We start from the raw sequence: 13,950 nt of genomic DNA, 5'->3' as shown, positions 1-13,950 counted from the left end.
TATGGAGATAAAATTCCATTGACCTCAGGCAATTATTTGGATCATAAAGGGTAAATTGCAGGAGTTCATTGGGAATGTTTCCATAATTCTTCTTTTTGTGCTTATTGTTAAAAATACGTATGTAAGCGGTTGCATCATTTGCGCCGATCTTCCTATTTTTACCCCAAAAGTTATTTTCTGAATGTGTTTTTTACGATGTTTTTACGTTACCTTTCATATGATGTATTTAAATGAACTTACAGTGAGCGAAGGGGGTGTGTGGAAGAGGGTGGTCTCACCATTCTTTTCCCAGAATGATGAAAAATGAAATGATTGCAATGATTTTGGCAGGTGGCCAAGGATCCCGCTTGGGAAAGCTCACACGAACAATTGCAAAACCGGCAGTCCCTTTTGGAGGTAAATATCGTATTATCGATTTTTCTTTGAGCAATTGTTCTAATTCAGGTATTCGAACCGTTGGTGTTGTAACCCAGTATCAGCCGCTCGAACTAAACAGTCATATTGGCAACGGCTCACATTGGGGACTTGATCATAAGGAAGGCGGTGTGACCATTTTACAGCCGCATTCCAGTCTCGACGGTGAAAAATGGTTCCAAGGAACTGCTCATGCGATTTATCAAAACATTGGTTATATCGACAGCCATAATCCGACTTATTTATTGATTCTGTCTGGAGACCATATTTACAAAATGGATTATGAACACATGCTCAACTTTCATAAACGGAAGAAAGCATCGGCAACCGTAGCTGTTGTTCATGTACCCCTTACTGATGCGTCGCGATTTGGAATAATGAATACGGATAATACAGATCGAATTATTGATTTTGAAGAAAAGCCAGCAATGCCTAAAAGCAATTTGGCATCAATGGGTATTTATATTTTTACTTGGGAAGTTCTACGTCGTTATTTGGTAGAAAGTCACGCAACGGGTCAGAATATGGACGATTTTGGGAAAAACGTTATTCCTACCTTTCTTGCCAATGGAGAGAATGTATTTGCTTATTCATTCGGTGGCTATTGGAAGGACGTTGGTACGATTGAAAGCCTCTGGGAAGCGAACATGGCATTCATTAACCCTGACCATGAGTTAAACATTCGCGATAAAAGCTGGCGTATCTATTCAAAGAATCCGGTTGCTCCTCCGCATTATCTTGCATCCGGAGCAAAGGTTAAAGAATCATTGATCGTTGACGGCTGCTACATCAGTGGCGAGATTAATCATTCAATTATTTCACAAAATGTGAAAATAGGTGCAAACACGGTCATTAAGGACTCTATTGTTATGGCAAACACAGTGATCGGAAAAAATGTGACCATTGATCATGCGATCGTTGGCGAGCACGCTGTATTTGCAAATAACGCTCAGGTCATCGGAGACCAATCAATTGAAGTTGTTGGTTACAATGAAATTGTAGGGGGGCTGAATGATGAGACGGAATAAAATGTGCGGAATTCTCAATTTGACAGAATCAAGGCTGGCTACCTATCCATTGACGCTTTACCGCCCGATTGCCAGTTTGCCTTTTTGCAGCAGATACAGGCTGATTGATTTGCCGTTAACGAATTTGACCACAGCCGGAGTTGAGACCATCGGTGTCTTTACACATGACAATTTGCGTTCAATTTACGATCATGTTCGCAGCGGAAAAGAATGGGGATTGGACAGTATACATGGTGGATTGTTTTTCTTTTCCGATCCGGGTACAGATGGAAACCGCAACGGAGTCAACCATGAGGGAGACATCTACAATTATTTTAATAATATAGCCTTCTTCGATAAATCTGAATCTGAATATACGGTTATTATGGGAACACGAATGCTCTGCAATATTGATGTCAAAGCAGTATTGCGTCATCATATTGAACAAGGTGCGGAAATAACGGTAGTCTATAAATCAACTTCTGTTCAGGATAATGAGGATAAAAATGCATCATGCTTGACAATAGACGAAGATGGTCACGTGCGCGGTCTTAAATCATGCGGTATGAGTGAAAGTAAGGGTCAATTATTTATTAATATGGATATCTATATTTTAAAAACAGAATTAGTAACAAAGTTGATTCGCAATGCAGTGGCTGAGAACGAGCACTGCAATTTAAACGATGTTCTTCATCAAGCAATTGTGAATCTGCCTTCCAACGGCTTTGAATACACCGGCTATTTAAGAAATATAAATTCAGTAGAAGCCTATTATCAGGCTAATATGGATATGCTTGAGGAGCGAAATATGACAGCTTTGCTCAAGGGAAGTCAAAGTATTCATACAAAGGTGAAAAACGAAGCGCCAACCTTCTATTCCCGATCCTCAGATGTCGAAGATTCATTGGTTGCTAATGGCTGCATTATTCATGGAGAAGTTGCACATTCGGTGATCTTCCGCAATGTGACGATTGAAAAGAATACTGTTGTCAACAGCTCAATTATTATGCAAGGCAGTTCAATAGGCAGCGGAGCAGAACTGCACTATGTCATCCTAGATAAACAAGTTCGAATTGAGCCGAATACAAAATTAATTGGAACGAAGAATAAACCCATTGTGATTGAAAAAAATTCAGTAATCAGCAGAATTTCCGAAGGAGTGACTTCGGAAATGGCACAGATGAAAAGTCAGGAAAACAGAGTAAATAAACAGGATGTTGATACGCTTTTCACACACAAATAAAAGGTCTGTAAGAAATCTTCTTCGTCGGAAACTCTGAAAAATACAATTTCTAACCGAATTTTGCTAAGGCGGCTTTTAAAGTCTGCTGTTTTCGGGAATGATCGGTTAATAGCAGAAATAAAAGCCGCGTCCGTCAGTCATCAAAGATCGTTGCATTCTGAAACAGCCGGACAGAATAAGCAGCTGCATGTGCCATTGAAACGATTCGTTGTTTCGTAATCATCGCTGCTTGTTCAGGCAAATTCACGGCTGTTTTTGATTGCTTTTTTAATGGAGCAAGTCTTATAACGATGAACGAAGGATGGTGAAAATATGGATCTATCAAAACGAAAGTTTAAAGAGGATTTTAAGAAAATGCTGACTGAAGTTTATTCAATGGACATTTCGGAATCTGAATCAACAGAACAGTTTTTTACATTAGGCAATTTGCTTCGTTCGTATTCATCAAAAAATTGGAGCCGTACGAATCAGCAATACATTGAAAAACAGAAGAAGCAGGCTTATTACTTTTCGATGGAATTTCTCCTTGGACGTATGCTGAAAAGCAATTTACTTAATTTAGGTATTCTGGATACCGTCCGAAACGGATTGCAGGATTTCGGAATTGATCTCGAACAGCTTATTACCATTGAGCCTGATCCCGGGCTGGGTAATGGAGGACTTGGCCGATTAGCAGCCTGTTTCATCGATTCAATGGCGACGAGTGAAATTCCTGCCCATGGTAATGGCATTCGTTTTAAATATGGTTTATTTAAGCAAAAATTTGTTAATGGTTATCAAGTTGAACTACCGGAAAATTGGCTTCAGAACGGAAATGTTTGGGAAACACGAAAAATGCATGCCGCGGTAACGGTACGTTTTTACGGCAAAGTATGGCTCGAACAAAATGCAGCAGGTGTTCTTGAACCGCATTATTCAGACACTCAAGATGTTTTGGCGGTTCCTTATGACAGTGCGGTGATCGGATATGATAACAGTACGGTTAATACATTGCGTCTTTGGTCGGCAGAGATTCCTCCAAAGGATGATATCACTGATTATTGGTCATATATTCACCAACGGAATCAGATTGAAAGCATTTCGGAGGTACTGTATCCGGATGATTCGAATTATGAGGGGCGTTTACTTCGACTAAAGCAAGAATACTTTTTTGTTTCTGCAGGCATACAGAGCATCCTTCGTCATTATAAGAAAATGCATCTGCACATGAATCACCTTGCAGAAAAAGTAGCGATTCATATAAATGATACGCATCCTGCTCTCTGTGTTCCTGAGCTGATGCGCCTTTTGCTTGATGAAGAACATATGGATTGGGATCACGCCTGGAATGTGACCGTTAATGTGATGAGCTACACGAATCATACCATTATGTCCGAAGCTCTGGAAAAATGGCCGATCGACATGATACGTTCATTGTTGCCCCGCATTGATCAGATTATTTGCGAAATTGATCGCCGATTTACGATGAAAATGAGCACTTTGTTTGAATCTGCTCTTGTTGAAAGAACACGTATCGTTGAAGGCGGAAATGTCAAGATGGCTCATTTGGCGATCATCGGGAGTCACAGCGTTAACGGTGTGGCTCAGCTGCACACAACCATTCTTAAAGAGAAAGTGCTTCATGATTTCTTTTTAATCTATCCATCGAAGTTTAACAACAAGACCAATGGGATCGCGCAGCGGCGCTGGTTAATGCTTGCAAATGAACCGCTCAGAGATCTGATCCAGCGAAAAATCGGTAACGAATGGGAAACGACGCCTACTGAATTGAATATGTTAAAGGCGTTTCGTGATGATAAGGATACCTTGCATGAATTGGCACAAATTAAGCAGTTGAATAAAGAACGGTTTGCCGAATATATTAAGCAGACAATGAATCTGGAGATTAATACGGATGCAATTTTTGATGTTCAAATTAAGAGATTACATGCATATAAGAGGCAGCTGCTTAATTTGCTGCATATTTTAAGTTTATATTTTAAAATCAAGGATGATCCGCAGGCCGATATTCAGCCGCGAGTTTTTATTTTTGGTGCTAAAGCAGCGCCAAGTTATACGTATGCTAAACAAATCATCAAGCTCATTAATTCGGTTGCTGATCTTATCAATCAGGATCGAGAGCTTGAGAACAAATTAAAAATTGTTTTTGTTGAGAATTATGGAGTCTCTTTAGCTGAAAAAATAATACCTGCAGCAGATGTAAGTGAGCAGATTTCACTAGCATCAAAGGAAGCTTCGGGAACGAGCAATATGAAGCTTATGCTTAACGGAGCGATTACACTGGCTACACTTGATGGTGCAAATGTTGAAATCAGGGATCGTGTTGGCGATCAAAATATCATGATTTTCGGATTGCGCGAGAATGAAGTCTATCAATATTATCGAGACGGCTCCTACCATTCGCGCAATTACTACGAACGCAATCCTGTCCTTCACCGTATACTTGATGCACTCATTGACGGAACAATACCAGGCGCGGAGGCAGAAGGACATTCAATCTTTGATTCATTGGTTCAGTATGGTGATGAATACTTCGTTTTAAGAGATTTTGATTCCTATGCGGCTGTACAAGAACGAATCGATCATCTTTATCGTGATACGCTCAAATGGCAGAGAATGGCGCTCATTAATATTGCCGGTGCCGGTATCTTCTCGTCTGATTATACAGTGCAGCAATATGCGAGCCAGATTTGGGATGTATCGTCAAAGGTCCATCCTCTTTAAATCGCGTAAAGAACGAGGAAGAAGGAGTTGTTTATGGGGGTTCCAGATGTATATTTTAACTCATGGTCCGAGTCGTTTAGGAGACCGTTTGGTGCGGTCAAAATCGGCAGCATGATTTATTTTTCAATTCGGGCAGCAGGGAGCACGATTACCAAGGTCGATTTAATGATTCAAAAAGATGGCGAGCAAACTCAAGAACAGCATATGGCCAGATCCTCTGAAAACGATTCATTATACTATTTGAAATTTATGACCGAAGGAAAAGCTGGACTCTATTTCTATCATTTTCGAATTTCTTATTTGGAGAATCAGCAGGAAAAGTCTGTTTTTTATGGTAAAGCAGTTGATAATTATGGTGGGGAAGGACGCGCCATTACTGATCCTGCACAAATTGAGCAATACCAAATTACCTGTTTTGACCATCGTGATCCTGCACCGGATTGGTATGTTCACGGTGTCATCTATCATATTTTTGTCGATCGATTCTTTAATGGCGATTGGTATCGTCGTATATTGCATCCCAAAAAAAATACATTTATTTATGCAACAACGGAGGATTTGCCCTATTACATCCGAGATAAGAACGGTGATATTGTTCGTTGGGACTTCTATGGCGGAAATTTGAACGGTATTATAGATAAATTAAATGATTTGAAGAAACTTGGTGTCTCGATTCTCTATCTCAGTCCCATTTTTGAGGCGAGCAGCAATCATAAATATGATACAGCTGACTATTTTCGGATTGATCCGATGTTTGGAGATCGAAAAATTTTTGATAAACTAATTGCTAGAGCACGGCGTATGGGTATTCACATCATTCTCGACGGTGTGTTTAATCATGTCGGTGCGGACAGCAAATATTTCAACCGTTTCAGTCACTATGGCGACGGCGGAGCCTACCAGGATCTGTCATCCAAGTATCATGATTGGTTCACGTTCCATGGTGATCATGATCACTATGAGTGTTGGTGGGATATAGCTGATCTGCCGACAGTAAACAAAGAGAAGCAAACTTATAAAGATTTTATTTTCGGTTCTGAAAATAGTGTCGTTGATACATGGACTGCTGCCGGAATCGGGGGATGGCGGCTGGATGTAGCTGATGAATTGAGTGACACATTTATCGCAGGTATCCGTAAAGCAGTTGATCGGCATGATCAAAATGAGAACGACAAGGTGTTAATTGGCGAGGTGTGGGAAGACGCATCAAATAAAATTTCTTACGGAAAGAGACGGCACTATCTTGACGGAGGTATGCTACATGGTGTTATGAACTATCCGTTCCGCACATTGATTATTGACTTGATTAATGGAAAAATAAATGCACAGCAAGCGGCCCGAGCGAGCTTTACCATCAAGTCCAATTATCCAAGGGATACGCTATTTGCTAATATGAATAATATGGGCACTCACGATACAGAGCGTATTTTTACGATGTTAAGTGAAAATGAAAAGAAAATGAGACTTGCCATTTGGTTGCTGATGGTGCTGCCGGGTGTTCCTTGTATTTACTATGGTGACGAGGCCGGTGTTACTGGAGGCAAAGATCCGGATAATCGTCGTTTTTACCCTTGGGGAAGAGAGAACCAGAAGATTCTGACCATGTTTCGTGAGGCAATTAAGGCACGGCGTACCGATGAAAATCTTCAAATCGGGAATTTCTACTCTTTCTCAATTGGATTGGTCTTTGGCTGTTTGCGCATTCAATCAAAAGATCGATATACACTTTTCCTATTGAATCCTACTTTAGAATCAATAACTTTGGATCTTGATCATCTGATTGATGAGACGAGAGGCGACCTGATTCGTCACTGTCTCAAGGGAATGCTTCAAACAGAAAAAAAAATAGAAGCTCAATCATTTCGTATTGATCAAACAAATTAAGGATGACTATGGGGTGCTTGCCAATCGGCAAGTTTTCTATAAAATATTTCATTTTTAGAAAATATTTTGGAAGATTTATGTTATTATATACGTACACAAAAAAAGGCAGAAGTTTATAGGCAGGGATATTATGAAGCTGCGGCAGACGATGGAAAATCGGCTGGAATTTCTGTTACTATCAGAAACACAAGGAGGAGTTTACATTGTCAGAGGTTTATGCATATTATCAAGGTAAGATTGTAAAAGAGGACGATGTGAAGATCAGTGTTCGCAGCAAAGCATTTAATTATGGTTTGGGTGTCTTTGAAGGCATTCGTGCCTATTGGGATGACGATGCACAACAGCTTTACGGCTTTAAACTTAAAGAACATTATGAAAGACTGAAAGAATCTGCTAAGACGGTCAACTTGGATTTTGATCTTTCCGTTGATGATCTGATCAAAGGTACGGTTGAACTTCTGAAAGCGAATAATTGTCGGACAACTACATATGTGCGTCCAATCGTCTATAATGACGCGCTTGATATCGGACCGACTTTGGATGTAAAAGATGTTAAGGTTGTCATCTACACGCAGCCGCTGAATAAATATGCTGGCAAGTCGGAACTGAGTGTCGGAGTCACATCATGGAAGAGAATTTCTAACAATCAACTTCCGCCGCGTACGAAAGCAACTGCAGCCTATATGAACTCGGCGCTGGCCGCACTGGAAACGAAGCGTGCCGGTTTTGACGAGGCTATTTTCCTCACTGATGGCGATCATGTATGTGAAGGCTCCGGTGAAAATATTTTTATGTTCCGAAAAGGCAAACTTATTACCCCGCCGACTTCCGATAATATTCTTGAGGGCATCACTCGTGAACTCGTTATGAAACTTGCAAAAGAAGAAATGGGACTCGAAGTTGTCGAACGGAGCATTTCAAGATCTGAATTGTACGTTGCGGATGAAGTGTTCTTCAGCGGAACTGCAATGGAAGTTACTCCGATTGTTGAAGTTGATCATCGTATGATCGGAACGGGTCATGAAGGCGAAGTATGCAAACAAATCAAGCAGTTGTTTTTTGGATTAACTGTTGGCAAGAATCCAAAATATGTAGAATCATGCACACCTGTTTACGATAAATAATTTAATCATTTCGATTGATGGATATTAGTAGAACAAGAGAGGGAATGAAAGGAATCTTAAAAATGGGACATAAACAGTCCGATTTTAAGGTTTCAATCAAAACCTCTCTTTTTATTATGATTTTTTATTGGCGAAAACAGCATCTTTGAGGATAATGAAAAACTTGATTAGACCGATAGTTAGAATAATATGACCATGCCTGCCATCTTCGCGTTTGCTGAACCGGGTAGAGCACCGTGAACATACATCTCGCGTTCCATGAACAGTCATGACAGCAATGGTTCACACCACGCCGGTATGTCCAAAAGAACGGTGGAAATCGTTTGTTACGAGTAAGAGCAAATTGCTTTTCCAAGGCAATAAGAATTAAAAAAAATATCTAGCAAGTGAGTATGGAGAACTGAAAGCATCAGGTGCCTGAAACAAGCCCCGTTGATTATATCGTGATCAAGCGAAATGGATCGAGATTTGCGCTGTCTGGACTGCTCTTGGTACAATTAGTTATGGGAAGCAAGTGAGGTAATCGGAAAATATATCGAGTAAAGCGAGGGAAACGATGACGCTAACCATTGAACATTTGACGAAACGATTTCAAGATTTTCTTGCTGTCGACGATCTTAATTTTGTTGCAGAGCAAGGTGAAATTTTTGGATTGATTGGTCAAAACGGTGCAGGAAAGACAACGACGTTTCGCATGATTTTGAATTTGCTTGCCCCTTCATCCGGCATCATCAAGTGGGCTGATGCTTCAGTTCATACATTGGACCGCGATATGATCGGCTATCTCCCGGAAGAGCGCGGCTTATACCCAAAGATGCCTGTAGAAGAACAACTGATGTTTTTCGGGCGACTGCGGGGTTGTTCGAAAGCTGTGTTGAAGGCGCAGATCGATGATTGGCTGGAACGCTTCCGTTTGTCTGATAAACGAAGGGCACTGACTGAAACGCTTTCAAAAGGAAATCAACAAAAGGTGCAATTGATTACCAGCTTGATCCACAAGCCGCATTTGCTTATTTTAGATGAACCTTTTAGCGGACTCGATCCAGTTAACGCCGGCTTACTTAAAGATGCTATTGTTTCACTCAAGAATCAGGGAACCGTGATCATCTTTTCCAGCCACAGGATGGATCATGTGGAAGAACTGTGCGATCACATCTGCCTGCTGAAAAATGGAAAGTCGTTGTTTACAGGTGCAATCGTTGATTTAAAGAAACAGTACGGCAAAATCAATCTAACCGTTCGCGGACCGTTTGCTGAAACAGAGCTTTTGAAACTTCCGGGAGTCATTTCCGTTTTGAAAGACAAGGACATGTATCGGCTGCTTTTATCTGCTGAAGATGACGCGCGGCCGATCTTTCAGACGCTTACCAAAGATGGATTCATCGAGCGCTTTAGCTTAGACTACTTGTCGCTTGAAGAGCTCTTTAAACGAAAGGTGGCGAGCGGACATGCCTAAATTTCTGCTTTTGTTTGAACAATCATACATGAGTAAACTGAAGGCTAAATCTTTTTATATTACGACATTCATTATGCTTCTAGGGGTCACTGCTTTTTTTATGTGGCCAACAATAAGCGGTTGGTTTTCTTCGAATGAAAAACCAATGACGATTACAGTCTCAGATCAGACAGAGAACAGCGCAATAGCCTATTTCAGAGATAATAAAAAAATCACCTTCAAGCCGGCAGAGCGCAGTGTAAAACAAGAAGAACACCAAGTATTGACGGGCAAAATAGATGCGTTGCTTCTTTTATCTTTAAAGTCGGACGGTCGTTTAGATGCTGAACTTCGAACAAAGAAACCGCTTGAACTGAATACGCAGCAAATGCTTGAGGAACAGGTCCGGGCCGCCAGCCAGTTGTTTACCATACAGCAACTTAAATTGACGGCGGATCAGGCGCAACGCGTCATGAATCAAAATGTGTTATTTAATCAAAAAGTGATTGCTCCTGATGCAGATACGGGAAAGAGCAGTCAGCAAAAAACAACTGCGACCTTTGTTTCATATGCGGTCGCGTTGATTATCTATTTATTTGTTCTTTCCTATCTGTCGATTATTTCATCTGAAATTGCTGCTGAAAAAGATTCAAGGATTATGGAAATCATTATCTCCAGCACGTCGCCAATTGTGCATTTACTTTCCCGAGTTTGCGGTGTACTTGCTCTTGCAATGACTCAATTCATTGTTTTAATCGGATCGGCTCTGATCATGGCCCGTAGTTTTCAGTCTGGAAAGTACTGGTATCTGCTAAGTGATTTATTTTCATCGCTCACTGCTGGCTATATTGTTTTCGCAGTTCTCTTTTTCTTCTTTGCATGCATTCTTTACACACTTATGGGAGCAGTGCTCGGCTCACTTGTTAATAAGGTACAAGACGTCGGCCAAGCGGTTATGCCGGTTACGATGGTACTTATGATTGGTTTCTTTATTGCGATCAGCGGAATGAGCAACCCGGACACGCTGCTGATCAAAATTTTCTCTTTTGTCCCTTTTACAGCATCAATGATTATGCCTATGCGAATCGGTGCAACAGACATGAGCCTGTGGCAAGGATTCTTTTCATTGCTGATTCTTATCGCAACCATTTTTGTGCTCTTTATGCTCAGCTTACGTTTTTACCGGGGTTCGGTGCTCACCTACACAAATGGTTCCTTTATTAAAAAAATCAAACAGGCCATTCAGCTCTCCAAATAAACGGTACAAGGTTAGTTACGAAGGATCGGAAGCTTATGCTTTCGATCTTTTTATTTGGCGTGCTATGGTTTTCTTACTGGAATTACTTTGACAGATAGAGTAATCGGTGCTATGATTGCTATATCAGGTAGAGTAATCGATAATGGATATGAGGTGATACTATTCGGAGTGATATTCTAAGGGGACATGTGGATTCCATTATTCTTCGTTTACTCAAGGATGAGGATTCATACGGATACGAATTATCTAAGAGAATCAGTAAGAAAACGGACGGAAGATTTGAAATTAAGGAAGCTACGCTCTACGCCGTATTTCAAAGACTCGAGAAGAAGCAATTGATTGAATCCTATTACGGAGAACGGTCTCATGGCGGAAAAAGGAAATATTATCGCATTACAACGCTGGGGAAGGCATATTTCCGTGAAATGGTTGATGAATGGCGTGAGGTTAAAGAAATTGTTAATTTATTTATGGAGGGAGATTGATTGATGAAGCGTTTGACTGTATTTACAAATAAATTATTTGAAGGCATGCCGGAAGGAGGAGAAACGGAAAAGGTTAAAGAAGAAATCATACGCGACTTAGAAGAAAAAGTATCGGATTTAATCGAAGAAGGCAAGACAGAGGAAGATGCGATCAATAAAGTCATTGTTGAGTTTGGTGATATTGAAGAAATAAAACGCGAAATGGATTTACCTCAAACACCGAAGGATCGCAAACAAGAATTAGCACGTTTGAATTTTGGTTTTTCTTTATGGGGAAGCTGTCTCATTGTTGCTTTGGTTGTTTTTGTGAATTTTTATTACACACCGCATGTCATTTGGTTCATATACCCTTCATTTGGTATTGCTTGGTGGCCGCTTTCGATGTTTTACCATCTGCATCGCAAGAAACTGGAGAACAGGTCATGAGAAAAGACTTACAAGAATTTATTGCCTATGGGTGCATTATGACAGGTGTTTTCTTGTTACTCGTCAATATCTTCACCGGTGTTGGACAATTTTGGGTTATTTATCCGCTGGCTGTGCTTTTTTGCCCGCTGATCTGGCTTTTGATTGAAAATAAAACGGTTGCTGCTTTGATCATTTCCGTACTGTTTTTTGCCGCTTGTGTGATCCAGAATTTAATTGAAATGCCTCAGTATCTCTGGTTTGTCTTCATCATTCCACTGTCTGTCGTATTTCCAATTATTGTTGGTTTGGGCAGGGCTGCCTGGACAAGAGCCACATCCTATATCATCAGCCTTTTTGTCATTGTTTTTTATTTAATACTTAATCTATACTTTGAACCAAGATTTTTTTGGAGTATTTTTATCATTTTTGGACTTGTCTGGTGGCCAATGAGTATGACCTTTTGGAAAAAAACGCGCGTGTTCAGTATTATGAGTGCAGGATGGATCATTCTCTTTTTTTCTGTGCTGAATTTGATGACAACACCTGAAATTTTTTGGGCCATTCATCCGATTTTCGCTGTACTTTGGTGGCCATTCAGTATTTACTTAGCTAAAATGCCGTTTCGATATGGAGTTTTTGGCGCGTTAGTGACAATTGCCTATTTTTCAATTCTCAATGCACTCATATCGCCAAATCAAATATGGGCGGTCTATCCCGCATTTGCTATTGCTTGGTGGCCTCTTTCTGTATATTATTTCGTAAGCTGCCCGGAAAAAGCAAACCATTTTGAAACATAAATACTTTTTTTGAAACATAGTTTGGACAGAATACGTATTAAGTGATACAGTGAGTCGAGAATCAATCACGCATAAAGATGAATTGAGAAACTTTCAATGTATGGTTTGGCTTGGAAAGTTTTGTTATAGATAAAGGAGAGAATAAATGATGAGGTTAGCAATTGATGCTATGGGTGGAGATCATGCACCGGGAACAATCGTTGAAGGAACATTAAAGGCACTGAATGAATTTCCTGAACTTCAGATTACACTTGTAGGTGATCAGGATAAACTGGTCGATCTGATAGGCGGGCAGGATCGTATCAAGATTCTTCATACTACTGAGAAAATTGAAGGTACGGATGCCCCGGTTCAAGCCGTTCGCCGAAAAAAACAAGCGTCAATGGTTTTGGCTGTTCAAGAAGTTCGGGAAAAACGATGCGATGCAGCGATTTCTGCCGGAAATACCGGAGCACTGATGGCTTCCGGTCTGTTTGGTGTTGGCCGTATTAAGGGAATCGACCGTCCGGCACTTGCACCGACTTTGCCAACCATTCATCAAAATAAAGGATTTTTGTTTCTCGACGTTGGTGCAAATGCAGAAACAAAGCCTGAAAACATGCTGCAGTATGCGATTATGGGAGCCATCTACGCTGAGAAAGTAATGCATCGACCCAATCCAAGAATTGGCTTGCTGAACATTGGCGAGGAGCCGGGCAAGGGCAATGAACTGGTCAAAGAAGCATACAAATTATTGAGCAATGCACCGATAAACTTTATTGGCAATGTTGAGTCGCGTGAGTTGCTTGAAGGTCCTGCAGATGTGATCGTTGCGGATGGATTTTCAGGCAACATGGTGCTCAAGAGTATTGAAGGCACAGCTATGTCGTTGATGAAACTGCTTAAGGAAACACTGGGCGGTTCATTATATACCAAAGTTCTTACCGGTCTTATGTATGGAAAATTGAAATCGGTAAAGCAGCACATGGATACATCTGCGTACGGAGGCGCTCTTCTCTTCGGTTTAGCAGCTCCGATTATTAAAGTGCATGGCGCAGCTAAGAGCGAGGCTGTTTATACAGCGATTAAGCAAGCACAGCTTTTGATTAAAGAAGATGTTGTCGGTACAATAGAACACACTTTCCACGATAAACAGTATGACTGGCTGAACAGTAAAGTTTAAAAAATCGGC

The 13,950-nt window shown here is 40.7% G+C and carries 11 protein-coding genes; all 11 read left to right on the top strand.

Annotated elements, in window-relative coordinates:
• Positions 1-296: 296 nt before the first annotated feature.
• Complete coding sequence (locus tag NIE88_RS14700) at positions 297-1,442, top strand: glucose-1-phosphate adenylyltransferase (RefSeq protein ID WP_373689443.1); 1,146 nt, start codon at positions 297-299, stop codon at positions 1,440-1,442.
• A complete protein-coding gene (gene glgD / locus NIE88_RS14695; RefSeq protein ID WP_253063234.1) occupies positions 1,429-2,664 on the top strand; it encodes a glucose-1-phosphate adenylyltransferase subunit GlgD in 1,236 nt (411 codons plus the stop codon). Before NIE88_RS14700 ends, glgD begins: the two co-directional genes overlap by 14 nt.
• Before the next feature lie 312 nt (positions 2,665-2,976).
• Positions 2,977-5,388, top strand: coding sequence for a glycogen/starch/alpha-glucan phosphorylase (locus tag NIE88_RS14690; RefSeq protein ID WP_253063233.1), 2,412 nt, complete (start codon positions 2,977-2,979; stop codon positions 5,386-5,388).
• 33 nt (positions 5,389-5,421) lie between these two features.
• A complete protein-coding gene (locus tag NIE88_RS14685; RefSeq protein ID WP_253063232.1) occupies positions 5,422-7,272 on the top strand; it encodes a glycoside hydrolase family 13 protein in 1,851 nt (616 codons plus the stop codon).
• Between the two features lie 203 nt (positions 7,273-7,475).
• Positions 7,476-8,396 (top strand): branched-chain amino acid transaminase, encoded by a 921-nt coding sequence (locus tag NIE88_RS14680; protein WP_253063231.1) that lies wholly within the window; start codon positions 7,476-7,478, stop codon positions 8,394-8,396.
• 556 nt (positions 8,397-8,952) lie between these two features.
• On the top strand, positions 8,953-9,852 hold the full coding sequence (locus tag NIE88_RS14675; protein WP_253063230.1) for an ABC transporter ATP-binding protein: 900 nt from the start codon (positions 8,953-8,955) through the stop codon (positions 9,850-9,852).
• The gene (locus NIE88_RS14670; RefSeq protein WP_253063229.1) at positions 9,845-11,089 is read left to right on the top strand and encodes an ABC transporter permease; all 1,245 of its coding nucleotides are present in this window, start codon (positions 9,845-9,847) and stop codon (positions 11,087-11,089) included. Before NIE88_RS14675 ends, NIE88_RS14670 begins: the two co-directional genes overlap by 8 nt.
• Positions 11,090-11,277: 188 nt before the next feature.
• Positions 11,278-11,574 carry a PadR family transcriptional regulator gene (locus NIE88_RS14665; protein WP_253063228.1) on the top strand — a complete coding sequence of 99 codons (297 nt, stop codon included), beginning with the start codon at positions 11,278-11,280 and terminating at the stop codon, positions 11,572-11,574.
• A 3-nt stretch (positions 11,575-11,577) separates the two neighbouring features.
• The gene (locus NIE88_RS14660; protein ID WP_253063282.1) at positions 11,578-12,000 is read left to right on the top strand and encodes a permease prefix domain 1-containing protein; all 423 of its coding nucleotides are present in this window, start codon (positions 11,578-11,580) and stop codon (positions 11,998-12,000) included.
• Entirely contained in the window at positions 11,997-12,779 is a 783-nt protein-coding gene (locus NIE88_RS14655; protein WP_253063227.1) for a hypothetical protein, read from the top strand. The genes NIE88_RS14660 and NIE88_RS14655 overlap by 4 nt, the downstream gene beginning before the upstream one ends.
• A gap of 148 nt (positions 12,780-12,927) precedes the next feature.
• Positions 12,928-13,941 carry a phosphate acyltransferase PlsX gene (gene plsX / locus NIE88_RS14650; RefSeq protein ID WP_253063280.1) on the top strand — a complete coding sequence of 338 codons (1,014 nt, stop codon included), beginning with the start codon at positions 12,928-12,930 and terminating at the stop codon, positions 13,939-13,941.
• The last annotated feature ends 9 nt before the right edge of the window (positions 13,942-13,950 follow it).

This window comes from Sporolactobacillus shoreicorticis, assembly GCF_024125445.1.
In the GTDB taxonomy this organism is placed as follows: domain Bacteria; phylum Bacillota; class Bacilli; order Bacillales; family Sporolactobacillaceae; genus Sporolactobacillus; species Sporolactobacillus shoreicorticis.
This window is presented reverse-complemented; position numbering and strand designations above follow the sequence as displayed.